The 23,124-nt window shown below is 63.2% G+C and carries 22 protein-coding genes; 12 read left to right on the top strand and 10 right to left on the bottom strand.

The window, feature by feature from the left end; all coding sequences use genetic code 11:
* Positions 1-84: 84 nt before the first annotated feature.
* On the bottom strand, positions 85-1,161 hold the full coding sequence (locus CXP40_RS19940) for an FAD-dependent oxidoreductase (protein ID WP_106735146.1): 1,077 nt from the start codon (positions 1,159-1,161) through the stop codon (positions 85-87).
* 368 nt (positions 1,162-1,529) lie between these two features.
* Between CXP40_RS19940 and CXP40_RS19935 the strand changes: the two genes are divergently transcribed.
* Positions 1,530-4,409: an EAL domain-containing protein gene (locus CXP40_RS19935; protein ID WP_106735145.1), complete on the top strand. Its 2,880-nt coding sequence runs from the start codon at positions 1,530-1,532 to the stop codon at positions 4,407-4,409.
* Here CXP40_RS19935 and CXP40_RS19930 read toward each other — a convergent pair.
* The 3 genes from CXP40_RS19930 to rpmB all read right to left on the bottom strand — a co-directional run bounded on the left by CXP40_RS19930 (position 4,397) and on the right by rpmB (position 6,233).
* Positions 4,397-5,611 (bottom strand): HDOD domain-containing protein, encoded by a 1,215-nt coding sequence (locus CXP40_RS19930; RefSeq protein WP_106735144.1) that lies wholly within the window; start codon positions 5,609-5,611, stop codon positions 4,397-4,399. The two genes, CXP40_RS19935 and CXP40_RS19930, sit on opposite strands and share 13 nt — an antisense overlap.
* Before the next feature lie 219 nt (positions 5,612-5,830).
* Positions 5,831-5,986, bottom strand: coding sequence for a 50S ribosomal protein L33 (gene rpmG, locus CXP40_RS19925; protein WP_003464575.1), 156 nt, complete (start codon positions 5,984-5,986; stop codon positions 5,831-5,833).
* Between the two features lie 10 nt (positions 5,987-5,996).
* Positions 5,997-6,233 carry a 50S ribosomal protein L28 gene (gene rpmB / locus CXP40_RS19920; protein ID WP_016495372.1) on the bottom strand — a complete coding sequence of 79 codons (237 nt, stop codon included), beginning with the start codon at positions 6,231-6,233 and terminating at the stop codon, positions 5,997-5,999.
* Positions 6,234-6,578: 345 nt separating this feature from the next.
* Between rpmB and CXP40_RS19915 the strand changes: the two genes are divergently transcribed.
* The gene (locus CXP40_RS19915) at positions 6,579-8,156 is read left to right on the top strand and encodes an ABC transporter substrate-binding protein (RefSeq protein WP_106735143.1); all 1,578 of its coding nucleotides are present in this window, start codon (positions 6,579-6,581) and stop codon (positions 8,154-8,156) included.
* A gap of 44 nt (positions 8,157-8,200) precedes the next feature.
* Here the strand turns inward: CXP40_RS19915 and radC are convergent, their stop codons facing one another.
* The gene (radC, locus tag CXP40_RS19910; protein WP_075750716.1) at positions 8,201-8,875 is read right to left on the bottom strand and encodes a DNA repair protein RadC; all 675 of its coding nucleotides are present in this window, start codon (positions 8,873-8,875) and stop codon (positions 8,201-8,203) included.
* 139 nt (positions 8,876-9,014) lie between these two features.
* Here radC and coaBC point away from each other — a divergent pair, with 139 nt between their 5' ends.
* From coaBC to argB, 4 genes are all read left to right on the top strand, one after another.
* A complete protein-coding gene (coaBC, locus tag CXP40_RS19905) occupies positions 9,015-10,223 on the top strand; it encodes a bifunctional phosphopantothenoylcysteine decarboxylase/phosphopantothenate--cysteine ligase CoaBC (RefSeq protein WP_106735142.1) in 1,209 nt (402 codons plus the stop codon).
* A 2-nt stretch (positions 10,224-10,225) separates the two neighbouring features.
* Positions 10,226-10,681, top strand: coding sequence for a dUTP diphosphatase (gene dut / locus CXP40_RS19900; RefSeq protein WP_074682220.1), 456 nt, complete (start codon positions 10,226-10,228; stop codon positions 10,679-10,681).
* 1,235 nt (positions 10,682-11,916) lie between these two features.
* Complete coding sequence (algC, locus tag CXP40_RS23865; RefSeq protein WP_218239089.1) at positions 11,917-13,311, top strand: phosphomannomutase/phosphoglucomutase; 1,395 nt, start codon at positions 11,917-11,919, stop codon at positions 13,309-13,311.
* 24 nt (positions 13,312-13,335) lie between these two features.
* Complete coding sequence (gene argB, locus CXP40_RS19890) at positions 13,336-14,241, top strand: acetylglutamate kinase (protein WP_106735140.1); 906 nt, start codon at positions 13,336-13,338, stop codon at positions 14,239-14,241.
* Between the two features lie 81 nt (positions 14,242-14,322).
* On the opposite strand, the gene CXP40_RS19885 is transcribed toward argB, so the two are convergent.
* Positions 14,323-14,925: a DUF4124 domain-containing protein gene (locus CXP40_RS19885; protein ID WP_106735139.1), complete on the bottom strand. Its 603-nt coding sequence runs from the start codon at positions 14,923-14,925 to the stop codon at positions 14,323-14,325.
* Positions 14,926-14,946: 21 nt separating this feature from the next.
* Positions 14,947-15,588 (bottom strand): orotate phosphoribosyltransferase, encoded by a 642-nt coding sequence (gene pyrE, locus CXP40_RS19880; RefSeq protein ID WP_106735138.1) that lies wholly within the window; start codon positions 15,586-15,588, stop codon positions 14,947-14,949.
* Between the two features lie 92 nt (positions 15,589-15,680).
* Between pyrE and CXP40_RS19875 the strand changes: the two genes are divergently transcribed.
* On the top strand, positions 15,681-16,460 hold the full coding sequence (locus CXP40_RS19875; RefSeq protein ID WP_017676062.1) for an exodeoxyribonuclease III: 780 nt from the start codon (positions 15,681-15,683) through the stop codon (positions 16,458-16,460).
* 42 nt (positions 16,461-16,502) lie between these two features.
* Here CXP40_RS19875 and CXP40_RS19870 read toward each other — a convergent pair whose 3' ends face one another.
* The 3 genes from CXP40_RS19870 to rph are packed head-to-tail and all read right to left on the bottom strand — an operon-like array spanning position 16,503 to position 18,365.
* Positions 16,503-17,189: a lipopolysaccharide assembly protein LapB gene (locus tag CXP40_RS19870; RefSeq protein ID WP_256579509.1), complete on the bottom strand. Its 687-nt coding sequence runs from the start codon at positions 17,187-17,189 to the stop codon at positions 16,503-16,505.
* A gap of 57 nt (positions 17,190-17,246) precedes the next feature.
* Positions 17,247-17,618, bottom strand: a complete 372-nt coding sequence (locus CXP40_RS19865; protein WP_041980405.1) for a DUF4870 domain-containing protein — start codon at positions 17,616-17,618, stop codon at positions 17,247-17,249.
* Positions 17,619-17,645: 27 nt separating this feature from the next.
* Positions 17,646-18,365: a ribonuclease PH gene (gene rph / locus CXP40_RS19860; protein ID WP_106735137.1), complete on the bottom strand. Its 720-nt coding sequence runs from the start codon at positions 18,363-18,365 to the stop codon at positions 17,646-17,648.
* Positions 18,366-18,504: 139 nt separating this feature from the next.
* Here rph and CXP40_RS19855 point away from each other — a divergent pair, with 139 nt between their 5' ends.
* The 5 genes from CXP40_RS19855 (at position 18,505) to CXP40_RS19835 (ending at position 23,120) form a co-directional block, all read left to right on the top strand.
* Complete coding sequence (locus tag CXP40_RS19855) at positions 18,505-19,368, top strand: YicC/YloC family endoribonuclease (RefSeq protein WP_106735136.1); 864 nt, start codon at positions 18,505-18,507, stop codon at positions 19,366-19,368.
* Between the two features lie 149 nt (positions 19,369-19,517).
* The gene (gmk, locus tag CXP40_RS19850) at positions 19,518-20,138 is read left to right on the top strand and encodes a guanylate kinase (protein ID WP_099526716.1); all 621 of its coding nucleotides are present in this window, start codon (positions 19,518-19,520) and stop codon (positions 20,136-20,138) included.
* A 94-nt stretch (positions 20,139-20,232) separates the two neighbouring features.
* Positions 20,233-20,496 carry a DNA-directed RNA polymerase subunit omega gene (rpoZ, locus tag CXP40_RS19845; RefSeq protein ID WP_003242550.1) on the top strand — a complete coding sequence of 88 codons (264 nt, stop codon included), beginning with the start codon at positions 20,233-20,235 and terminating at the stop codon, positions 20,494-20,496.
* 63 nt (positions 20,497-20,559) lie between these two features.
* Entirely contained in the window at positions 20,560-22,671 is a 2,112-nt protein-coding gene (gene spoT, locus CXP40_RS19840; protein ID WP_099526717.1) for a bifunctional GTP diphosphokinase/guanosine-3',5'-bis pyrophosphate 3'-pyrophosphohydrolase, read from the top strand.
* 68 nt (positions 22,672-22,739) lie between these two features.
* Complete coding sequence (locus CXP40_RS19835) at positions 22,740-23,120, top strand: RidA family protein (RefSeq protein WP_106735135.1); 381 nt, start codon at positions 22,740-22,742, stop codon at positions 23,118-23,120.
* Positions 23,121-23,124: the final 4 nt, after the last annotated feature.

Genomic DNA, 23,124 nt, shown 5'->3' with positions numbered 1-23,124 from the left:
GGTGTCCATCCACTGTATCGACGCCTAACCGTGCGACATTAGCGAACGGCCGCAAGAGCACTGCGTCTCGGCCTCGATGGCCGGCTACCCCACCATGCGATGGCGTTTCACGAAACGCCGGTCCAGCCAGTCCTTGCAATGACCGTACAGCTGCCCGCCGGCACTCCAGTCGTGCCACCCTAGCAGCGCCCCGCCGTCGCCAGTGGCGAGCAGAGCCAGGCTCTGCCACTGCGCGCGATACGGGCGCAGCGGGCGCCCCTGCAGCGCGGCCTGCAGATTGAAGCTCAGTACCGGTGCCTGGCGCACCGCGAAACGGCCGCTGCGGCGCATGCCATCGAGACTGGCGCTGTCACCGACGGCGAAGATCTGCGCGTGGGACTCGCACTGCAGGGTCGGGCGAATGGCGATGAATCCGGCTGCATCGCTGGCCAGTTGGCTCGCCGTCAGCCACGGCCAGGGACGCGCACCGCTGGCCAGCAGCAGGCGCCTTCCGCGCCACACCGGCTCGTCACCACTGAGCAGCCAGTCATCCTCTATTCGGCCGATCGGGCAGTGCTCGCGCACCTGCACTCCACGCTGACGCAGATGCCCCAGCGCGCGCAGGCGCAGCCCGGGGGCCAGCCCGTCGAGCAACGATCCGCCACAGAACAGTGCCAGCGCCGGCACCTTGTCGGCCAGCGCCAGGGCCAGTTCCACCCCACCAGCGCCACCACCGAGAATCGCCATGCGGCGTGGCTCGGCCTGCCACTGCTGCCAGCCTTCGAGCAGCCGCTCGATGGGTCTGGCAGCCAGCACCTGCATGCCATCGCCCTGCTGCGGAGGAATGGCCATACCGGCACCGACGCTGAGCGACAACCACTCGCTCTGCAGGCTACGACCATCGCCGAGTTGCAGGATGCGCGCATCGGCATCGAGCGCAGCGATCTCGCCCTCGATCAGCTCGACCTTGGCCGCGCGGCACAGTGGCTGCAGCTCCACGCGGCAATCTGCCGGGCTGAAACGGCCACTGATCAGCCCCGGCAGCATGCCGGCGTACCAGGCTTCCGGGCCCGGGCTGAGCAAGGCGATACGGCCTGGCGGGCGCTCCACCAACGCCCAGCGGCGCAACACACCAAGGTGGGCATGGCCGGCCCCGGCCAGAATCAGGTCGTACTGGGTCATGCGTTAATTGCATCCGTCGCGGTACTGGCTCGGCACTTGGCCGGCACAGCGTTTGAAAGCTCGATAGTCCAATTCATGCTCGTGCAGCAGGGCAGACCATTCTGCGGGCTCTGACGCCTGCCACGACACAGCAAAGTCACACTCGGGCAAAGAGAGTGTCGTTACACCTGCGTAACCGCAACCGTTGACCGCAAGAAACTTGTGACGTGCTGTAAGTCGTCATTCGTCGCGCGATCCAGACGGATGAGACTCGCAGCGCAATCATCACGCCAGTAGTCGGCTAGAATCCACATGCGCCCGACCGCTCCTCAGACAGAACAGTGTCCATCGGACTTCGGCGCCCTCGTAGTAGCCATGAGGCGCCCTGGATGCTCCGCCCGTTTCGCTCACTGCTATTGCTGCTCTGCCTGGCCTGCGTCATACCGGCCTGGGCGGATAGCGCGCTGCCGTTGCTCAAGCTCAGTGCCGCCGATCTGGTATCGCCAGTGAGCATCGAGCGCAGTGTGCTGCTGGAAGACCCCAGCGGCCATTTGACCGCCAGCGAAGTGCTGCAGCGCATCGGCGCGGAAGGCCAAGAGGTGCACGGCACTGCGCGCATCGGCTACACCCGCAGCGCCTGGTGGCTTGCCGTGCAGTTGCAAACACCGCCGGCAGAACGCTTGCAACTGATCATTGGCCAGACCTTCCTCGATGACCTGGAGATATGGCTGTTCGACGGCGACACGCCGCTCGGCCCGCTGTACAGCGGCGCAAAACGTCCGTTCGCCCAGCGTGGCGAGCCCTACCCCCAGTTCCTGCTCAACCTGCCACGTCTGGGCGAAGGCCCTCACAGCCTGCTGCTGCGCGTAGAGAGTCATTCGGCGATCAACCTGCCGCTGCAGGTCGTCGGTGCCGCGCAGGGCCAACAACTGATCGCCTACAGCTGGCTGCAGAGCGGCCTGCTGATCGGTGCACTGCTCGCCCTGGCGCTGTTCTATCTGGTCAAGTACAGCACCTTGCGCGAAGCGCAACTGGCCTACTTCAGCCTCACCTCGTTGTGCGTGGCGCTGTACAACGCCAGCCTGTACAACCTGGCCGGCCTGCTCTGGCCGCAGTGGTCGCTGCTGCCCAAGTTGCTGGTCAACCTGCCCACTGCCGGGATGATGATCTTCAGCTCGCTGTTCATCGCCAGTGCCCTGGGCCTGCACCTGGGCCGTATGCGCTGGCTGCGCGACGCCTTGTTCGCGGCCACCTTGCTGGTCAGCCTCGGCGGCGTCTTCGTCGACCACCCCCACGCCTATCAGACCCTCAACCTGCTGACCCTGGCCACCGGGCTTTACCAACTGCTGCTGATGGTGCTTGGCGTCCATCAGCGCCGTCCCTACGCGCCCGGCTATCTGGTGTGCTGGAGCGCGGCGCTGGTGCTGATGCTGCTGGTGCCGCTGAGCCGCGCCGGGCTGATTCCGCTGCCTGCCGGCTTCTATGCGCTGTATGCCTACCTGCCGGCGCTGAGCATGCTGCTGTTCGGCGCCCTGCTCGACAAGCAGCTGGAACGCGTACGCCGCGTGCTGCTGAGCAGCCAGGAGCAGGCCATCGACAATCTGGAGCAGTACCAGGCGCTGTTCCGCCACAGCGGCGAAGGCATCTTCCGCTGCCAGCGCGACGGCCAGTTGCTGGAAGCCAACCCGAGCCTGGCGCGCCTGCTTGGCAGCGAGACCCTGCCGGACGATCTCAGCCAGCTGTCCCTGCAGAGCCTGGTGGGGGAAACCCAGTGGCGCTGGCTGCTGCTGCAACTTGACGTGCAGGCCGGCGCGGTCAGTTGCGAGTGCCAGCTGTACGACCTCGAGCAGCGCCCCCGCTGGGTCTACCTGTCGCTGCACCTGCGCCCGCATCAGGAGTCCATCGAAGGCATCGTGGTCGACCTCAGCGAGCGCCGAGCACTGGAAGAACGCCTGCAACAGCTGGCCGCCCACGATGCCCTGACCGGCCTGCTGAATCGTCGCGAGCTAGAAAGACTGCTTTCGGAAACCCTCAGCGGCGCAGCCAAACGGCGCTTCAGCCACCTGCTGCTGCTGGGGCTGGATCGCTTCAAGCAGGTCAACGACCTGTTCGGCCATTCGGCCGGCGACCAGTTGCTGAAACAGCTGGCCGGCCAGTTGCTGCATCAGCTACCGCGCCATGCCGAGCTGGCCCGCGTTGGCGGCGACGAGTTCGCTATTCTCCTGCGTGAAGTCGATGACGACGCCGCGCTGAGCCAGGCCGAGCAGTTGCGCCGAGCCGTCGAGCAGTTCGTTTTCACCTGGCAAGGACGGCCCTTCCGCCTGCACGCCAGTATCGGCATGCTCGCGCTCAGCTCCGGCGTACGCGACTGGGAAACCGCGCTGAACTGGGCCAGCAGCGCCAGCCAGTTGGCCAAGCATCAGGGCCGCAACCGTGTGCAGCAGTTCAACCCGGCCGACGGCGCCCTGCTCGAACATCAACGCCAACTGCAGTGGATCACCCGCCTGCGCGAGGCCACCGAGCGCGGTCATTTCGAGCTGTTCTTCCAACCGGTGCAGGCGCTGCAGAACGCGGCCAGCGGCCTGCACTATGAAGTGCTGCTGCGTTACCGCGACCCACAGAGCGGCGAGTGGATCAGCCCAGCGCAGTTTCTCGACGCGGCGGCGCGCTACGATTTTCTCGGCGCCATCGACCGCTGGGTCGTCCAGCACTTGTGTGCCTGGCTGGCAGCCAACCCACGGCACCTGGCGCAACTGGCCCAGGTCAACGTCAACCTCAGCGCCAGCTCGTTGCTCGACTGCACCTTCCATCGCCTGCTGCAGGACGAACTGCAGTACCACGGCTTGCCGCCCGGCAAACTGTGTATCGAGGTGACGGAAATGGTCGCCCTGGGTGAGCTGGGCGTCTCCGCCCAGTGGATCGAGGAGCTACGCAGCAAGGGGCTGAAAGTCGCCCTGGATGACTTTGGCAGCGGCTTCGCCTCCTACGCTTATCTGCGTCACCTGCCGCTGGATATTCTCAAGATCGACGGCAGCTTCATCAGTGGCATCGAGAACGACCCGATCAACCAGGCCATGGTCGGCTCCATGCGCCAGATCGCCGGACAGCTAGGACTACTCACCGTCGCCGAGTTCGTCGAGACCCAGGCCAGCCTGGACTGCCTGCGCCGCCTGGGCATCGACTACGCTCAAGGCTACTTCGTTGGTCGCCCGCAGCCCTTGCGGCAACTGGCCGACGATGCGCGTCGCCACGGCACTCAGGAAGCCTGATAGAGCGCCGCCGGCAGGCGCTCGAGCAGCGCCGGGTCCAATCGCAACATGCGCACGCAACGCGCCTCGACCAGGCTTTTAGGTGCTTCGTTGGCCGGTAGCGCCAGCAGCAAGCCGCTGAGGTTGAGCACCAGTGCCTCACGCGAGAACACGCCACTGCCCAGGCCGTAGAACGCCGCGATCAACTCGCGCAGACCGAAGGGCAGACGCCAGCGGATACGCAAGGCCGAGCCGAAGCTCGCCGAGCGGCGCGGCATCGCATCGGCGATCTGCTCATCGCTCAATTCACCGCCAGCTTCCTGCCAGTCCTGCAGGCTGCGCAGCAGCGCCAGCTCCCCCAGGTTGTGCAGCAGGCCAGCGGTGTAACACAACTCCGCATCCAGCTTCAGCTCCAACGCCAGCCAGCGCGCCAGCTCGGCACTGCGCCGCGCTTGTTGCCAGGTGTGGCTGGCCAGCTCGGCCAGGCGCGGGTCGCGCAACTGGGCGTTGCGCTGCACCGCCAGGCCGAGCACCAGGTTCAGCGTGCGCGCCACGCCCAAACGATGCAGTGCCTGGACCAGGGTATGACAAGGCACGCCCTGATGCTGCGCGGCGGTGCTGGCAGCGGCGATCAGCAACGCGGTGATCTGCGGGTCACTGCCGAACACGGCCTCCAGCTCGCCGAGGTCCTGCTCGCCGCTCTGCAACCCCTGGCTCACGGCATTGCGCACGTCGCTGAGCAACGGCGCACCCTGCCCCTCTTCGCGCACCGTATCGAGAAAGTCGCGCAGGTCACTGACCAGCAGCGGCTGACGAACCACTACCGCTGCCACTGGTGAGGGCAGTAGTGCCAGCAGACGCTGACGCAGGCTTTCAGCATTGAAGGGTTTGCCCAGGTAAGCACTGGGCGCCAGTGGCCTTGCGGCCCGCACGCTGCTGGCATCCAGACGGCCACTGATCAGTACGAACGGCAGCGCCGGTGTACGTGGATGCCGACGCAGTTGTCGCAGCAACTCCAGACCATCGAGCCCCGGCAGCTCGCCATCGGCGATCACCAGATCAGGTAGGCGACGTTTGCAGCGCGCCAGTGCTGCCTGGCCATCGCTGAACTGCAGCACGTGGGCATCACTGCGCACGTCGAGCACCAACTGCTGCAACAGGTTGGACGTCCAGGGGTCAGCCTCGGCGATCAGAACTTCCACACTGTGAGCTGAAGCGGTCATGCGAGCCTCTGGACGATAGCGAAGGGGGAGCGCTTGCGCCGGCATTCCGTGCAAACCTGAGAAAGAGGTCAGCTCCATGGTAGCGGCGCAGTCTAAACCGCGGCTTTACGCGAAGTCAGCCGGCATTGGCAGACTGCCCTGAAAATTGCCCAACGACAAAAACCTCAGGCATAAAAAAGCCCGCCGAAAGGCGGGCTTCTTCGTCAGGCAGCCGATCAATTACTTGATCTTGGCTTCCTTGTACATCACGTGCTTGCGTACGACCGGATCGAATTTCTTGATTTCGATCTTGTCAGGGGTGGTGCGCTTGTTCTTGTCGGTGGTGTAGAAGTGGCCGGTACCGGCGCTGGACACCAAACGGATCAGTTCACGCATGACTCTCTCCTTAAACCTTTTCGCCGCGAGCGCGCAGCTCGGACAGCACTACATCGATGCCACGCTTGTCGATAACACGCATGCCTTTGGCAGATACGCGCAGACGCACGAAGCGCTTCTCGGACTCGACCCAGAAGCGATGGTGCTGCAGGTTCGGCAGGAAACGACGACGGGTTTTGTTGTTTGCGTGGGAAATGTTGTTCCCGGTTACCGGACCCTTACCGGTAACTTGACAGACTCTCGACATGCCTCAGCCCTCTAAAACCACATGCCCAACCCGGCATGGGTTGGCCGCTTAAACTCAATGTCATTGGCGCTCGGCGCCGCGTTTCTCGAGGGTCTTACCGGGCGCACTGGATAGCGCAAGAACCGGGCCCCTAGAAAAGAGCGCTGCTTTATACCAGAAAGCCCTGGGAGCAACAAGGAAAACTGCAGGATAAAACACAACCCCGGGTCAGCAGACCCGCCGGGGGCCGGCCCGTTGGGGCCTGATCAAGATTTGACCGCTCGTCGCCTCGATCAGGTATTCAGCGCCCGGCAAATCGACTAGGGTTGCAAGCTTGCCGTCAACGCCAGGAATGAGGACCTCACCATGCGCCTGTTGCTCGCTGCTCTACTGTGCACCCCGATCCTGACCCAGGCTGCCACCCTCAGCATATGCACCGAAGCCAGCCCTGAGGGTTTCGACGTGGTGCAGTACAACTCGCTGACCACTACCAATGCCTCGGCAGACATGCTGATGAACCGCCTGGTCGAATTCGACGCCGAGCAAGGCAAGCTACTGCCGAGCCTGGCGCGCAGCTGGTCGATCTCCGCCGACGGCCTGGTCTACGACTTCACGCTGCGCGACGACGTGCAATTTCACCACAGCGCCGACTTCACGCCCAGCCGCCACCTCGATTCTCAGGACGTGCTGTTCAGCTTCCAGCGCATGCTCGACGAGCAGCACCCCTGGCATGCGGTGGCCGCCAGCGGTTACCCACACGCCCAGTCGATGCAGTGGCCCAGCCTGATCGCCAAGGTCGAGGCGCCGGACGCCCATAGCGTGCGCATTACCCTGAATCGCCGCGACGCCACCTTCCTCGCCACCCTGAGCATGGGCTTCGCCTCGATCTATTCCGCCGAATACGCCGACAAGCTGATGGCCGCCGGCACCCCGCAGAAGTTCAATAGCGCGCCGGTGGGCAGCGGTCCGTTCGTCTTCGAGCGTTTCCAGAAGGATGCCGTGGTGCGCTACCGCGCCAACCCGGACTACTTCGCTGGCAAGCCGGGCGTGGACCGAGTGATCTTCGCCATCACCCCGGATAGCAACGTGCGCCTGCAGAAGCTGCGCCGCGGCGAATGCCAGATCGCCCTGTCACCGAAACCGCAGGACGTGCAGGCCATCGCTGGCGACACCAAGCTGAAAAGCGCACAGACCGCCGCCTTCATGACCGCCTTCGTCGGCATAAACAGCCAGCATGCGCCGCTGGACAAGCCGCAGGTGCGCCAGGCGATCAACCTGGCGTTCGACAAGGCCAGCTACGTCAAGGCCGTGTTCGAAGGCAGCGCCGAGCCCGCCAACGGCCCCTACCCACCAAACACCTGGAGTTACGCCAGCGAACTGCCCGGCTACGCGCACGAACCGGCAAAAGCACGCACCTTGCTGGCCGAGGCAGGCCTGGCTGACGGCTTCAAGACCACCATCTGGACGCGCCCCAGCGGTAGCCTGCTCAACCCCAACCCGAGCCTCGGCGCGCAACTGCTGCAGGCAGACCTGGCCAAGGTCGGCATCGACGCTGAAATCCGCGTGATCGAGTGGGGCGAACTGATCCGCCGCGCCAAGGCTGGCGAGCACGACCTGCTATTCATGGGCTGGGCTGGCGACAACGGCGACCCGGACAACTTCCTCACTCCGCAGTTTTCCTGCGCTTCGGTCGAGTCAGGCCTGAACTTCGCCCGTTTTTGCGATGAGGAGCTGGACAAGCTGATCGCTGATGGTAAAACCAGCAGCGACCAGAACGAACGCAGCCGCCTCTATCACCAGGCGCAGCAGATCATTCAGGAGCAGGCGCTGTGGCTACCGCTGGCCCACCCCACCGCCTTCGCCCTGCTCAGCGAGAAGGTGCAGGGTTACAAGGTCAGCCCGTTCGGCCGACAGGATTTCGCCTCGGTGCAGATCGCACCATAAGGCGCCATCGTGGTGGGCTGAAGCCCACCCTACACCCGAACCAGCTACATCCAGCCCAGCTCGGCCATCGACAGCGGTTCACCATCGCCAACGATGAAGTGGTCGAGCACGCGCACCTCGACCAGCGCCAGAGCATCCTTGAGCCGCTGGGTCAGTACGCGGTCGGCCTGACTGGGCTCGGAAACCCCCGATGGGTGGTTATGGGTGAGGATAACGGCGGCGGCATTGTTGGCCAGCGCCCGCTTGACCACCTGCCTGGGATATACGCTGGCGCTGTCGATGCTGCCGCGAAACAGCACCTCGAACGCCAACACCCGATGCTTGGCATCGAGAAACAGGCAGCCGAATACTTCGTGCGGTTCGTGACGCAGCTGCGCCTTGAGGTAATCGCGCACGGCCTGCGGGCTTTCCAGCGCTGAATCACGACGCAGGCGCTCGGCCAGATGGCGCCGCGACATCTCCAGCACTGCCTGTAGCTGTGCGTACTTGGCCGGGCCCAGACCAAGGTGTTGGCTGAAGCCAGCCAGATCGGCTTCGAGTAGCGCTCTCAGGCTGCCGAACTCGCTCAGCAGATAGCGCGCCAGGTCCACCGCACTCTTGCCGGTCACTCCGGTACGCAGAAAGATCGCCAACAGTTCGGCGTCGGTCAGCGACGCCGCGCCCTGCTCCAGCAATTTCTCCCGCGGGCGCTCTGCCGCGGGCCAGTCACGAATGCTCATGTACACCTCCCTATTGAGCCAGGCGCCCGCTGTTCCGCTGCGGGCGCTGTGCTATCGTAGCCCATCTTTTTACACGGGGCCGGCCTGGGGAGGCGTTGGTCACGTGGCGCACATCCACCGGTTTATAAAAGGCAAGCCTATGCAGCGGCTGTATCGCAAACGCATCATCGTCGGCGTCGGGGGCGGTATTGCTGCCTACAAGAGCGCCGAACTGGTTCGCCGACTCAAGGATCAAGGCGCCGAAGTCCGCGTGGTGATGACCCAGGGCGGGCGCGAGTTCATCACCCCGCTGACCCTGCAGGCCCTGTCCGGCCACCCTGTGCACCTCGACCTGCTCGACCCCGCCGCCGAAGCCGCGATGGGCCATATCGAGCTGGCGCGCTGGGCCGATCTGATCCTCATCGCGCCAGCCACCGCCGACCTCATCGCGCGCCTGGCCCAAGGTGTGGCCAACGACCTGCTGACCACGCTGGTGCTGGCCACCGATGCGCCAATTGCCCTGGCTCCGGCGATGAACCAGGCCATGTGGCGCGACGCAGCCACCCAGGCCAACCTCGAACTGCTGCAAAGTCGCGGCATGCGCCTGTTCGGCCCAGCCTCCGGCAGCCAGGCCTGCGGCGATGTCGGTCTCGGCCGCATGCTCGAACCCAACGACCTGGCCCTACTGGCCGCCGATTGTTTCCAGCGCCAGGCGCTCGATGGCCTGCATATCCTCATCACCGCCGGCCCGACCCAGGAAAACATCGACCCGGTGCGCTACATCACCAACCACAGCTCCGGCAAGATGGGCTTCGCCCTGGCCGAGGCTGCCGCCGAAGCCGGTGCCCGCGTGACCCTGGTCAGCGGCCCGGTGCACCTGCCAACGCCGGATCGCGTCAGCCGCATCGACGTGGTCAGCGCCCGCGACATGCTCGCGGCCTGCGAAGCCGCCATGCCCTGCGACGTGCTGATCGCCGCCGCCGCGGTGGCCGACTACCGCCCAGAAGTGGTCGCCCAGCACAAATTGAAAAAAGACCCCACCAGCGGCGAAGGGATGCTCCTGCAAATGGTGCGCAACCCGGATATCCTCGCCACCATCGCCAGCCGCGAAGATCGCCCGTTTAGCGTGGGCTTCGCCGCCGAGACCGAGAACCTGCTGGAATACGCCTCGCGCAAACTGCGCGACAAGAATCTCGATCTGATCGTCGCCAATGATGTGGCCAACCCCAGCATCGGCTTCAATAGTGAAGAGAACGCCATCACCGTGATCGACCGTGGGCTGCAGCCAACCAGCTTCGCCCAGACCAGCAAGGGCAAGATCGCCCGCCAGTTGATCACCCTTATCGCCGAACGACTGAACAAGAACTGACCATGCACGCTCTGCAAGCCAAGATCCTCGACCCTCGCCTCGGCCAGGAATTCCCGCTGCCGCAATACGCCACACCGGGCTCCGCCGGCCTCGACCTGCGCGCCATGCTCAAGGAAGAGATCGTCCTCGAGCCAGGCCAGACCGTGCTGATTCCCACCGGCCTGTCGATCTACATCGGCGACCCAGGCCTGGCGGCGATGATCCTGCCGCGTTCGGGCCTCGGCCACAAACACGGCATCGTGCTCGGCAACCTGGTCGGCCTGATCGACTCGGACTACCAGGGCGAGCTGATGGTGTCGTGCTGGAACCGCGGCCAGACGCCTTTCACCATCGCCATCGGCGAGCGCATCGCGCAGTTGGTGCTGGTACCGGTGGTGCAGGCGCATTTCGAGCTGGTCGAGCAGTTCGACGAGACCCAACGTGGTGCTGGCGGCTTCGGCCACTCCGGTAGCCACTGATTCACACCCCACAGGACGACCCGCCGAGGAGCACCCACGTGAAACTCTTCAAGCGTACTGCCAAGGAAGCCGACACGGCTGCCAGCCTGGTGCCGAGCAAGCCCAAGGGCAAAACGGCGAACCCCTCGCTGGGCGCACTGCTACCCGGCCTGCTGGCTGCCCTGATCGGCGGGGCCGCAGGCGCCGCGTTGTTGTGGTTTGCCGACAACAGCAGCAGCCAGGCACGCCAGGCAGAGCTGGTGCAGGCCATCGGCACCAGCCAGGCCGCTGCCGTGCAGCAGGCGCTCAAGCAATTGCAGGCCGACAGCCTCGCCGCGGCTCGCAACCCTGAGCTGTTGCAAGCACTGCAGAGCGGCGACAACCTGCGGGTCAGCGAAGCCGAACGGCGCCTGGGCTACTGGGACGGCGTGATCGATGCCCACCTCAATCGCCGCGGCGAAGCGGTACAGAACACCTCCCGTGCCGCGCCGATGAACTTCGCCGGTCTGGATATGCTGCGCCGCACTGAAAGCGGTCAGCAAGCCGCCACCGAAGCCTATCGTGTGGGTGAGCGCTGGCTGGCCTATAGCGCCGTGGCGCTGCGCCTGAGTGAGAGCCAGCCGGCCCAGGGTACGCTGCTGCTGGCCTTTGACCTGCAGCGCGTACTCGCAGCTTTGCCGGCGCTACCCGCCGAGTATGGCCAGGTGCAGCTGGTGCAGCAGTTCGCCAACACGCCGGCACAAGTGCTCCTACAGCGCGGCCAGGCAGGCGACGCTGCCGCTGCGCAGACCTTCTCTACCGGTAACCCTTACTGGAAGATCAGCTTCACCCCCGGCCCCAGCCTGACTCAAGGCAGCATCGCTCCGGCAATGCTCGGCCTCGCGTTCCTGCTTGCAGTGGGCGGCGCCCTGATCGGCATGATCCTGGTTCAGGGTGCGCTGCAGCGGCGCGTCAATCTCGACGCCCAGCAGCTTGGGCAAATGCTCAAAGAACTCTCTGCGGGTAAGAACGTCAAAGCCTTCAGCCTCAGCATTCCGGCGCTCGATGCGCTGGCCCAAAGCCTGGCACGATTACCGCGCCGCAGTAGCGCTGAAGGCAGCAGTACCCCCGCTAAAGGAACAGTCGCGGCCCCCGCCGTTCAGCCGGCAGCCAAGCCAGCCGAGTTGGTCGACCCGCTGTTTCAGGACACCGATATCCTCGATATCGACATTCTCGATGAAGACCAGGATCTCCTGGGACTGGAGCAGAGCCCCGCAATGAGCACTAGCCAAAGCGCCCCGAAACTTCCCGCCGATATTTTCCGCGCCTACGACATCCGTGGCGTGGTGGGCGACACCCTGACCGCCGAATACGCCTACTGGATCGGCCGCGCCATCGGCTCGCAGAGCCTGGCCCAGGGCGAGCCCAAGGTCATCGTCGGCCGCGACGGCCGCCTCTCCGGCCCGGAACTGCTGCAGCAACTGGTACAAGGTCTGCTCGACTGCGGCTGCGAAGTTACCGATATCGGCATGGTGCCGACCCCGGTGGTGTACTTCGCCGCCAACGTGCTGGAGGGCCGCTCGGCCGTGATGCTCACCGGCAGCCACAACCCGCCGGATTACAACGGTTTCAAGATCATCATCGCTGGCGACACCCTGGCCAACGAGCAGATCCTCGCGCTGAAAACTCGCCTGGACAATAACGATCTGGCTACAGGCGTCGGCAGCGTGCAGCAAGTCGACGTGTTGCCGCGCTACTTCAAGACTATCCGTGACGATATTGCCCTGGCCAAGCCACTCAAGGTAGTGGTGGACTGCGGCAACGGCGCCGCTGGCGTGATCGCTCCGCAACTGATCGAAGCCTTGGGCTGCAGCGTGATTCCGCTGTTCTGCGAAGTGGACGGCACCTTCCCCAACCACCACCCGGACCCGGGCAAACCGGAGAACCTGGTCGACCTGATCGCCCGCGTCAAATCCGAAAACGCCGACCTGGGCCTGGCCTTCGACGGCGACGGCGACCGTGTCGGCGTGGTGACCAACACCGGCAATATTGTCTACCCCGACCGCCTGCTGATGCTGTTCGCCAAGGACGTGGTCTCGCGTAACCCCGGCGCCGACATCATCTTCGACGTCAAATGCACCCGTCGCCTAACCCCGCTGATCAGCGGCTACGGTGGTCGCCCGGTGATGTGGAAGACCGGCCACTCGCTGATCAAGAAGAAAATGAAGGAAACCGGTGCCCTGCTGGCCGGCGAGATGAGCGGTCACATCTTCTTCAAGGAGCGCTGGTACGGTTTCGACGATGGCATCTACAGCGCTGCCCGTCTGCTGGAAATTCTCAGCCTGGAGAAACGCAACGCCGAGCAGGTGTTCAGCGCCTTCCCCAGCGATATTTCCACGCCGGAAATCAACATCAAGGTCACCGAGCAGACCAAGTTCGGCATGATCGAGCGCCTGCAGCGTGAAGGCCAATGGGGCGAGGCGAACATCACCAGCATCGACGGTGTACGCGTCGACTATCCCAAGGGCTGGGGCCTGATCCGCGCCTCCAACACCACACCGGTGCTGGTGCTGCGCTTCGAGGCCGACACCCAGGAAGAGCTGGAGCGCATCCAGGACGTGTTCCGCGCGCAACTGCTCAAGGTCGCCCCCGACCTGCAACTGCCCTTTTGACCGATTTGTTCCAGGAGCCCCTGCATGACCCTCGAGCGTGACGCCGCTGCCCAAGTTGCCAAGGTACTGTCCGAAGCCCTGCCCTATATCCGCCGCTTCGTCGGCAAGACCCTGGTGATCAAGTACGGCGGCAACGCCATGGAAAGCGAGGAGCTCAAGCAGGGCTTCGCCCGCGACATCGTGCTGATGAAGGCGGTCGGCATCAACCCGGTGGTGGTGCATGGTGGTGGGCCGCAGATCGGTGATCTGCTCAAACGCCTGTCCATCGAGAGCCACTTCATCGACGGCATGCGCGTCACCGACACCGCCACCATGGACGTGGTGGAAATGGTGCTGGGCGGGCAGGTCAACAAGAGCATCGTCAACCTGATCAACCAGCATGGCGGCAGCGCTATCGGCCTGACCGGCAAGGACGCCTGCCTGATCCGCGCCAAGAAGCTCACGGTCAGCCGGCAGACGCCTGAAATGACCCAACCGGAAATCATCGATATCGGTCATGTCGGCGAGGTCACCGGGGTCAACACCGACCTGCTGAACATGCTGGTCAAGGGCGATTTCATCCCGGTCATCGCCCCTATCGGCGTCGGCCCGAGCGGTGAGTCCTACAACATCAACGCCGACCTGGTAGCCGGCAAGGTGGCCGAAGCGCTGAAAGCCGAGAAGCTGATGCTGCTGACCAATATCGCCGGCCTGATGGACAAACAGGGCCAGGTACTCACCGGCCTGACCACCGAGCAGGTCAACGAGCTTATCGCGGACGGCACCATCTACGGCGGCATGCTGCCCAAGATCAAATGCGCGCTGGAAGCTGTGCAAGGTGGCGTGACCAGCTCGCACATCATCGATGGCCGCGTGCCGAATGCCGTTCTGCTGGAAATCTTCACCGATATCGGCAACGGCACCATGATCAGCAACCGCAAGCGCCCTTAAAAAACGGCCGCTACGCGGCCTTCTGATGACCCTCTCCCTCCGGGAGAGGGTAAGGTGGCTACCCCAGAGCCTCCAAAAGCCCTAAGGTTTTTTCTGCGGTTCGCCAAACAACTCGGCCAAGCGCGCGCGATCAGCGCTGAAACCAGCCTCGGCTTGAGTGCGGATTTCCTTGTAGCGGGCGATATCGCGCTGCAGACGCTGCTGCTCTTCCTTGAGGTTATTGATCTGCGCCAGCAAGTGCTCCGGCACCTGGCGCCCGGCACGCTCGTGGTCGGCGGCCTGGCTCTGTAGGTTGGCTTGCTGGGTACGCACCGACTGCAGGTTGCCGCGAGCGACGCTGGTGACGCTGTCGAGCTCGGCCAGCTTGCGCTCGCGAGCACGATCGACATCATCGAGATTGGCGTACAGCCGCAGCAGTTGGGCATCACTGCTGGCGCGAGCCTTGTCCGCCTGCATACGGGCGAACTCTTCAGGCGTTGGGGCCGGTGCGATCACTCGCACGACACGACCCTGATCATTGAGTACCTCATAACCCTTGCCGATGAACTCAGGCGGCACACCCTGGCGACTGAGCACCGTCACGCCCTTGTCATCAACGTAGCGATACAGCTCGGCAGCCACTCCAGACAGCGGCAGTAGCAAGCTACAGAGCAGCGTACAGCGGGTCAGGAACGGTGCAGGCATCAGGACTACCTTGTGCTAGGGCTAGATTCCGTACTCGGCGCGATAGGTTTCGACAGCCGGCAGATATTGCTTCAGTTCAGCATCCCCTGCCAGATATTCCAGTACCTGTTCGAGTGACACGATGCTCACTACGGGCATGCCGAAATCGCGTTCGACTTCCTGGATCGCGGACAGCTCGCCCTGACCCCGCTCCTGGCGGTTCAGCGCGATCAAGGTGCCGGCAGCCTGTGCGCTTTGGCCCTGGATGATCTGCATCACTTCGCGGATCGCGGTACCGGCGGTGATCACGTCATCGACGATCAACACACGGCCCTTGAGTGGCGCACCGACCAGGGTACCGCCTTCGCCATGATCCTTGGCTTCCTTGCGATTGAAGCACCAGGGCAGATCGCGCTGATGATGTTCGGCCAGTGCCACGGCAGTGGTCGCTGCCAACGGAATACCTTTGTAAGCCGGGCCGAACAACACATCGAAATCGATACCACTGTCGACGATGGCTGCGGCGTAGAAACGCCCCAGCTGCGCCAACGCCAGACCGCTGTCGAACAGGCCGGCATTGAAGAAATAGGGGCTGGTGCGCCCGGACTTGAGGGTGAACTGGCCAAAACGCAGAACCCCGCGCTCGATGGCAAAACGAATGAAATCGCGCTGGTACGCTTGCATGAAAAGTCCCGGACGGCACGGATTTGGCTAGGAATTTAGCTAATGCTGGTGAGCTCGGGTATCATACACGCACGTGTTTTTGGGGGCCATTTATGCGGATCATCAGTGTGAACGTGAATGGTATTCAGGCTGCGGCCGAGCGAGGTCTGCTCAGCTGGCTGCAAGCCCAGAATGCCGACGTGATCTGCCTGCAAGACACCCGTGCCTCCGCCTTTGAAATGGACGACCAAGCCTTCCAACTGGATGGTTATTTCCTCTATGCATGCGACGGTGAAGTGCCCAGCCAAGGTGGCGTGGCGCTCTACTCGCGATTGCAACCCAAGGCGGTGATCAGCGGCCTCGGCTTCGAGATGGCCGATCGCTACGGGCGCTACCTGCAGGCCGATTTCGACAAGGTAAGTATCGCCACCCTGCTGCTGCCAAGCGGGCGGGACGGTGACGAGAGCTTGAATCAGAAATTCAAGTTCATGGACGACTTCACCCATTATCTGGATAAGCAACGCCGCAAGCGTCGCGAGTACATCTACTGCGGCTCGCTGCACGTAGCGCACCAGAAGCTGGACGTGAAGAACTGGCGCGACTGCCAGCAATCACCAGGCTTCCTGGCGCCCGAACGCGCCTGGATGGATGAGGTGGTTGGCAACATGGGCTATGTCGATGCCCTGCGCGAAGTCAGCCGTGAAGGCGACCAGTTCAGCTGGTGGCCGGATAACGAGCAGGCCGAGATGCTCAACCTGGGCTATCGCTTCGACTACCAGTTGCTCACTCCGGGCATGCGCCGCAGCGTGCGCAGCGCACGCCTTCCACGTCAGCCGCGCTTCTCCCAGCATGCGCCGCTGATCGTTGATTACGACTGGATTCTCAGCATCTGACGACGGATACGAAAAAGCCGGCTTATCGCCGGCTGTTTCTTGTCACCCGCGCCCCTGCTTCAAACCATTCTCAGCCTGCTCCAGCAGGTCGCGTATAAGCATGTCATCGGCATAACGCCGACTCAGATCGAGCAGATGAACATGCGCCTGCTCATATTCATGCAGAGCCAAGTAGTTACGCACCAAGGCGATCTCGGTAATACGCCCCGGCTCGATCTCGAAAGCCGCCCGATTGTAGACAAGCGCCTTGGGGTAATCGGCATACTGCTCACCGTTGTCGCCCAGATAAAGCAGACCCAGCACGTTGTTGGCCGCCAGACCACGTGGTTCCATGGCCTGCGCCTGCTCCAGCCTGGCAGCGGCCTCGGGTACGCGCCCCTGCATGAGATCGGCGTCGGCCATGTTCACCAGGTAATCGTAGGAGCCCTGCGGATAGTAGGCTGCAGCCTTGGCCGCGTACTCGCCTGAACGCGGAAATTCATTCAGCTCGTAATAGCCCAGCGAGATGAAGCGAAGCGCGTGAGCCTTCTCCGCATCCGTTGCAATAGGGCTATCGACTACCTTTTCGAACTTGGCAATCGCCTGCCGCGACTGCCCCGCGTCGTGCAATTGCGCAGCTTCGATCCTCAAAGCCTGCAGTTTCGTCTGCTCGGCCAGCGTCCGAGCAGCATCACCGCAGCCGACTAGCACTGTCAGAAACAGAGCCGGCATCAACATTCGCACGTTCATCAAACTATCCTTCCCTGACATGGCGGAGGTCACCCCCGGCCGTCCAACTCCATTGAATTACTTGATCAGCCGCCAGCTGAACGGGTAGCGATAGTTCTGCCCTTCATTGGCCTTGATACCGGCGATGATGGTCAGCACCAACGCGGCCAGACCCAGCAGCATCAGCAGCGGGAAGCCGATCACCACCACCATCAGGATGAAGCAGACCACAGCGGCCAGCGCCACGCTGATCTGGAAGTTCAGCGCTTCCTTGCCCTGCGCATCGACGAAGGGGTCGAAATCCTTCTTGATCTGCCAGACGATCAGCGGGCCGAGCAAATTACCGAAAGGGAACACCAGGCCGAGAAACGCGGCGAAGTGACAGAACATCGCCCACTGACGCGCTTCCTGACTGGGCGTCGGCAGCGGGTTTTGCATATCGTCATTCATCCTGGTGCTCCTTGCTCGTTACGGGTTTCAGTCGACCAGAGCGGCCTTCTGCAGTTCAAAGATCTCGTTCATGCCTTTCTGCGCCAGTGCCAGCATGGCGTTGAATTCGTCAGGCTGGAACGGCGCGCCTTCGGCAGTGCCCTGCACTTCGATGAAGCCGCCGGCATTGGTCATCACCACGTTGAGATCGGTTTCGGCGGCAGAATCTTCCAGGTAGTCCAGGTCCAGCACCGGCTCGCCCTGGTAGATGCCGACAGACACCGCAGCGATCATCTGCTTGAGCGGCTCACCTTTCAGCGCGCCACGCTTCTTCAGCACTTTCAGGGCATCGATCAGCGCCACCATGGAGCCGGTGATGGAGGCAGTGCGAGTGCCACCGTCAGCCTGGATCACGTCGCAATCGACGTACAAGGTGTTCTCGCCCAGCTTGGTCATGTCCAGTGCAGCGCGCAGCGAACGGCCGATCAGGCGCTGGATTTCCAGGGTACGACCGCCCTGCTTGCCGCGGCTGGCTTCACGCTGGTTACGCTCGCCAGTGGCGCGCGGCAGCATGCCGTATTCCGCGGTCAGCCAGCCCTGGCCCTGCCCCTTGAGGAAGCGCGGCACGCCGGATTCGACACTGACGGTGCAAATAACCTTGGTATCGCCGAACTCCACGAGCACCGAGCCCTCGGCGTGCTTGGTGTAGTTGCGGGTGATGCGAATCGAGCGCAACTGATCGGCGGCGCGGCCACTGGGACGTTTCATCGAGCGATACCTACTTCATTAAGTGAAAACAGTGCGCATTATAGAGGTCGGGCGACAGCGGCGACATGCCGAATTGGGTAGGGTCGATTCACTGCGCTACAATCTTGCGTTTTTCGAGCCGACTTCCACGAGGTATCCCATGGTTCATAGCATGACGGCCTTTGCCCGCAACGAGCAGGCAACCGCCCACGGCACCCTGAGCTGGGAACTGCGCTCGGTCAACCACCGTTACCTCGAGCCGCACCTGCGCCTGCCGGAAGCTTTCCGCGACCTCGAAGGCGCGGTGCGCGAAGCCCTGCGCCAGGGTCTGTCGCGCGGCAAGGTGGAATGCACCCTGCGCTTCGCCGAAGAAAGTGCCGGCAAGCAACTGCAGGTCGACAGCGCACGCGCGCGCCAACTGATCACTGCCGCTGAACAGGTCGCCGCACTGATCCAGCAACCGGCTCCGCTCAACCCGCTGGAAGTGCTGGCCTGGCCCGGCGTGCTGGTGGCCGACTCGGCCGACCCGCAGGCACTCAACGCCGCCGCTCTACAGCTGTTCAACCAGGCGCTGGGCGAACTCAAGGCCGGCCGCGCCCGCGAAGGTGCCGAGCTGGCCAAGCTGCTCAACGAGCGCCTCGACAGCATCCTCGACGAAGTCGCCGCCTTGCGCGAACTGGTGCCGCAGATGCTCGCCGGTCAGCGCCAGAAGATCGAAACCCGCTTCGCCGAGATGCAGGCCGAGCTCGATCCGCAACGTCTGGAGCAGGAGCTGGTTCTGCTGGCGCAGAAAAGTGACGTGGCCGAAGAGCTGGATCGCCTCAGCACTCACGTCAGCGAAGTGCGCCGCGTGCTCAAGGCCGGCGGCGCTGCCGGGCGGCGCCTGGACTTCCTGATGCAAGAGCTCAACCGCGAGGCCAATACCCTCGGTTCCAAGGCCTTCGATCCGCGCAGCACGCAGGCTGCGGTCAATCTGAAGGTGCTGATCGAGCAGATGCGCGAGCAGGTTCAGAACATCGAGTAAAAACTACTGCGCTAGGCTATGCCGCGTTGAAATCAGGTTCGAAATGCTCATTTACAATCGTAAACTCCGCTTTCTCACCTGATTTCGCCTTGCCTAGCCGTCGCTCGCTACGCTTTTAAAATTCCGCAAGATTTCTCAGGACGTTTTTCATGGCCACCACCACCGGCACCCTCTACATCGTTTCAGCACCCTCCGGCGCCGGCAAGACCAGCCTGGTCAAGGCCCTGATCGACAGCGGGGCGCAGATTCGCGTCTCGGTCTCGCACACCACCCGCGCCATGCGTCCCGGCGAGCAGGACGGGGTCAACTACCACTTCGTCGACCACGCGCAGTTCAACGCCATGATCGAACGCAGCGAGTTCCTCGAGCACGCACAGGTGTTCGACAACTTCTACGGCACCTCGCAGACCTGGGTCGAGCAGACCCTGGCCGAAGGCTTTGATCTGATCCTGGAGATCGACTGGCAAGGGGCGCAGCAGGTACGCAAGCTGATGCCGCAGGCCAAGTCCATCTTCATCCTGCCGCCGACCCAGGAAGCGCTGCGCCACCGCCTGACCAACCGCGGCCAGGACAGCGGCGAGATCATCGAGCGGCGCATGCGCGAAGCAGTCAGCGAAATGAGCCACTACGTCGAGTACGACTATCTGGTGATCAACGACGACTTCAACCACGCCCTGAGCGACCTGAAAGCCATCTTCCGCAGCAACCAGTTGTCGCAAACTCAGCAACAGCAGCGCCATGCCGGCCTGCTCAGCGAACTGCTGGCGTAAAACAGCGCTTCCATTGTCGCTGGTGATTTTTTAGACTATCCAGTCCGCTCGCCCGCTCGGGCCAAGCTTATCCGCACACGTTACGAGGAACACCATGGCTCGCGTTACCGTCGAAGATTGCCTGGACAACGTTGATAACCGCTTCGAACTGGTCATGCTCGCGACCAAGCGTTCGCGCCAGCTGGCCACCGGCGGCAAAGAGCCGAAAGTGGCTTGGGAAAACGACAAGCCCACCGTAGTTGCCCTGCGCGAAATCGCCGCTGGCCTGGTGGACTATGAAGTCGTCGCCCAGGAAGACATCGTCGAAGAAGAACCACTGTTCGCTGCCTTCGAGGAAGAGGCCAACGAGCCTCTGTAAGTCGATGATGCCGGGTCGAAGTCGCGCGGCGCAGAGCCACAGCTGCCAACGGGAGAGTCTCCCATGGCTGGCATAGACGCTCTCGCCGACCGACTTTCGGCCTACCTCGGCCATGACCAGGTCAACTTGGTTCGCCGAGCCTACTTCTACGCCGAACAGGCGCACGATGGCCAACGCCGCCGCAGTGGCGAAGCCTACGTGACCCATCCGCTGGCCGTGGCCAGCATCCTCGCCGAAATGCACATGGATCATCAGAGCCTGATGGCCGCCATGCTGCACGACGTCATCGAAGACACCGGTATCGCCAAGGAAGCGCTCAACGCGCAGTTCGGCGAAACCGTGGCCGAACTGGTCGACGGGGTCAGCAAACTGACCCAGATGAACTTCGAGACCAAGGCCGAGGCGCAGGCCGAGAACTTCCAGAAGATGGCCATGGCCATGGCCCGCGACATCCGCGTGATTCTGGTCAAGCTCGCCGACCGCCTGCACAACATGCGCACCCTCGATGCCATGCCGCACGAGAAGAGCCGGCGCATCGCCAAGGAAACCCTGGAGATCTACGCCCCCATCGCCAACCGCCTGGGCATGCACAACATGCGCGTGGAGTTCGAGGACCTGGGCTTCAAGGCCATGCACCCGATGCGCTCCGAGCGCATTCGCGCCGCTGTGCGCCGCGCTCGGGGCAACCGCAAGGAAATCGTCGCCAAGATCGAGGAATCGATCCAGATGTGCCTGCAACGCGAGGGCATGGAAGGCGAAGTGATCGGCCGCGAGAAGCACCTCTACAGCATCTACCAGAAGATGCGCGGCAAGCGTAAGGCGTTCAACGAGATCATGGATGTCTACGCCTTCCGCATCATCGTCGACAAGGTCGACACCTGCTACCGCGTGCTCGGCGCCGTGCACAACTTGTATAAACCCTTGCCGGGCCGCTTCAAGGATTACATCGCGATTCCCAAGGCCAACGGCTACCAGTCGCTGCACACCACGCTGTTCGGCATGCACGGCGTGCCCATCGAGATCCAGATCCGCACCCGCGAGATGGAGGAGATGGCCAACAACGGTATCGCCGCGCACTGGCTGTACAAGTCCAACGAGGACGAAGTACCCAAGGGCAACCACGCCCGCGCGCGGCAATGGGTCAAGGGTGTACTCGAACTCCAGCAGAGAGCGGGTAATTCCCTGGAATTTATCGAGAGCGTGAAGATCGACCTGTTTCCGGACGAGGTCTACGTGTTCTCGCCCAAGGGCCGCATCATGGAGCTGCCCAAAGGTTCCACCGCGGTCGACTTCGCCTATGCAGTGCACACCGACGTCGGCAACACCTGCATCGCCTGTCGCATCAATCGTCGCCTGGCGCCGCTATCGCAAGCCCTGGAAAGCGGCTCGACGGTGGAAATCGTCACTGCACCGGGCGCTCGCCCGAATCCGGCCTGGCTCAACTTCGTGGTCACCGGCAAGGCGCGCACGCACATCCGCCATGCCCTCAAGCAGCAGCGCCGCTCCGAATCCATCAACCTCGGCGAACGCCTGCTGAACAAGGTGCTGGCCAGCTTCGACACGCACCTGGAGAAGATTTCCCCCGAGCGCATTCAGACAGTGCTGGGCGAATACCGCCAGGAGGTCATCGAGGACCTGCTCGAAGACATCGGCCTGGGCAACCGCATGGCCTATGTCGTCGCCCGCCGTCTGCTGGCCGAGAGCGGCGACGAGACCCTGCCGAGCAGCGAAGGCCCGCTGGCGATTCGCGGCACCGAAGGCCTGGTGATGAGCTACGCCAAGTGCTGCACGCCGATTCCCGGCGACCCCATCGTCGGCTACCTTTCTGCCGGCAAGGGCATGGTGGTTCACATGGAGAGCTGCCGGAACATCGTCGACATCCGCCACAATCCGGAAAAATGCATCCAGCTCAACTGGGCCAAGGATGTCACCGGCGAATTCAACGTCGAGCTGCGCGTCGAGCTGGAGCACCAGCGCGGCCTGATCGCGTTGCTGGCCGGCAGCGTCAACGCGGCCGATGGCAACATCGAGAAGATCAGCATGGACGAACGCGATGGCCGGATCAGCGTCGTGCAACTGGTGGTCAGCGTACATGACCGCGTGCACCTGGCCCGCGTGATCAAGAAACTGCGCGCGCTCAAGGGCGTGATGCGTATCACCCGAGTACGCGCCTGACACAATTCCCCTGTTTCCAGTCTGTAGGCTGGGCGCTCGACCCAGCCAGTTCTCACAAGGAGCGATTCATGAGCAAGACCGTCATCACCAGCGACAAGGCCCCAGCCGCCATCGGCACTTACTCCCAGGCCATCAAGGCCGGCAACACCGTCTACATGTCCGGCCAGATCCCACTGGACCCGGTGAGCATGGAGCTGGTCGAAGGCTTCGAAGCACAGACCGTACAGGTGTTCGAGAACCTCAAGGCCGTTGCCGAAGCCGCCGGCGGTTCGTTCAAGGATATCGTCAAGCTGAACATCTTCCTCACCGACCTCTCGCACTTCGCCAAGGTCAACGAGATCATGGGCCGCTATTTCGAACAACCCTACCCGGCTCGTGCCGCCATCGGCGTTGCCGCTCTGCCGCGTGGTTCGCTGGTGGAAATGGACGCTATTCTGGTTCTGGAATAAGCGC

This window comes from Pseudomonas sp. YY-1, assembly GCF_002843095.1.
GTDB lineage: Bacteria > Pseudomonadota > Gammaproteobacteria > Pseudomonadales > Pseudomonadaceae > Aquipseudomonas > Aquipseudomonas sediminis_A.
Note: the sequence above shows the minus strand (reverse complement) of the source record. Positions and strands in the feature narration are given on the sequence as shown.

Excerpts from the sequence above, each read along its gene's own strand:
- CXP40_RS19870 (WP_256579509.1), bottom strand. The coding sequence starts at position 17,189 with ATGAACGTGCGAATGTTGATGCCGGCTCTGTTTCTGACAGTGCTAGTC.
- CXP40_RS19915 (WP_106735143.1), top strand. The coding sequence starts at position 6,579 with ATGCGCCTGTTGCTCGCTGCTCTACTGTGCACCCCGATCCTGACCCAG.
- CXP40_RS19875 (WP_017676062.1), top strand. The coding sequence starts at position 15,681 with ATGCGGATCATCAGTGTGAACGTGAATGGTATTCAGGCTGCGGCCGAG.
- CXP40_RS19835 (WP_106735135.1), top strand. The coding sequence starts at position 22,740 with ATGAGCAAGACCGTCATCACCAGCGACAAGGCCCCAGCCGCCATCGGC.
- algC (WP_218239089.1), top strand. The coding sequence starts at position 11,917 with ATGAGCACTAGCCAAAGCGCCCCGAAACTTCCCGCCGATATTTTCCGC.
- spoT (WP_099526717.1), top strand. The coding sequence starts at position 20,560 with ATGGCTGGCATAGACGCTCTCGCCGACCGACTTTCGGCCTACCTCGGC.
- CXP40_RS19885 (WP_106735139.1), bottom strand. The coding sequence starts at position 14,925 with ATGCCTGCACCGTTCCTGACCCGCTGTACGCTGCTCTGTAGCTTGCTA.
- CXP40_RS19940 (WP_106735146.1), bottom strand. The coding sequence starts at position 1,161 with ATGACCCAGTACGACCTGATTCTGGCCGGGGCCGGCCATGCCCACCTT.
- pyrE (WP_106735138.1), bottom strand. The coding sequence starts at position 15,588 with ATGCAAGCGTACCAGCGCGATTTCATTCGTTTTGCCATCGAGCGCGGG.
- rpmG (WP_003464575.1), bottom strand. The coding sequence starts at position 5,986 with ATGCGTGAACTGATCCGTTTGGTGTCCAGCGCCGGTACCGGCCACTTC.
- gmk (WP_099526716.1), top strand. The coding sequence starts at position 19,518 with ATGGCCACCACCACCGGCACCCTCTACATCGTTTCAGCACCCTCCGGC.
- rph (WP_106735137.1), bottom strand. The coding sequence starts at position 18,365 with ATGAAACGTCCCAGTGGCCGCGCCGCCGATCAGTTGCGCTCGATTCGC.
- radC (WP_075750716.1), bottom strand. The coding sequence starts at position 8,875 with ATGAGCATTCGTGACTGGCCCGCGGCAGAGCGCCCGCGGGAGAAATTG.
- rpoZ (WP_003242550.1), top strand. The coding sequence starts at position 20,233 with ATGGCTCGCGTTACCGTCGAAGATTGCCTGGACAACGTTGATAACCGC.
- coaBC (WP_106735142.1), top strand. The coding sequence starts at position 9,015 with ATGCAGCGGCTGTATCGCAAACGCATCATCGTCGGCGTCGGGGGCGGT.
- CXP40_RS19930 (WP_106735144.1), bottom strand. The coding sequence starts at position 5,611 with ATGACCGCTTCAGCTCACAGTGTGGAAGTTCTGATCGCCGAGGCTGAC.
- CXP40_RS19865 (WP_041980405.1), bottom strand. The coding sequence starts at position 17,618 with ATGAATGACGATATGCAAAACCCGCTGCCGACGCCCAGTCAGGAAGCG.
- argB (WP_106735140.1), top strand. The coding sequence starts at position 13,336 with ATGACCCTCGAGCGTGACGCCGCTGCCCAAGTTGCCAAGGTACTGTCC.
- CXP40_RS19855 (WP_106735136.1), top strand. The coding sequence starts at position 18,505 with ATGGTTCATAGCATGACGGCCTTTGCCCGCAACGAGCAGGCAACCGCC.
- CXP40_RS19935 (WP_106735145.1), top strand. The coding sequence starts at position 1,530 with ATGCTCCGCCCGTTTCGCTCACTGCTATTGCTGCTCTGCCTGGCCTGC.
- rpmB (WP_016495372.1), bottom strand. The coding sequence starts at position 6,233 with ATGTCGAGAGTCTGTCAAGTTACCGGTAAGGGTCCGGTAACCGGGAAC.
- dut (WP_074682220.1), top strand. The coding sequence starts at position 10,226 with ATGCACGCTCTGCAAGCCAAGATCCTCGACCCTCGCCTCGGCCAGGAA.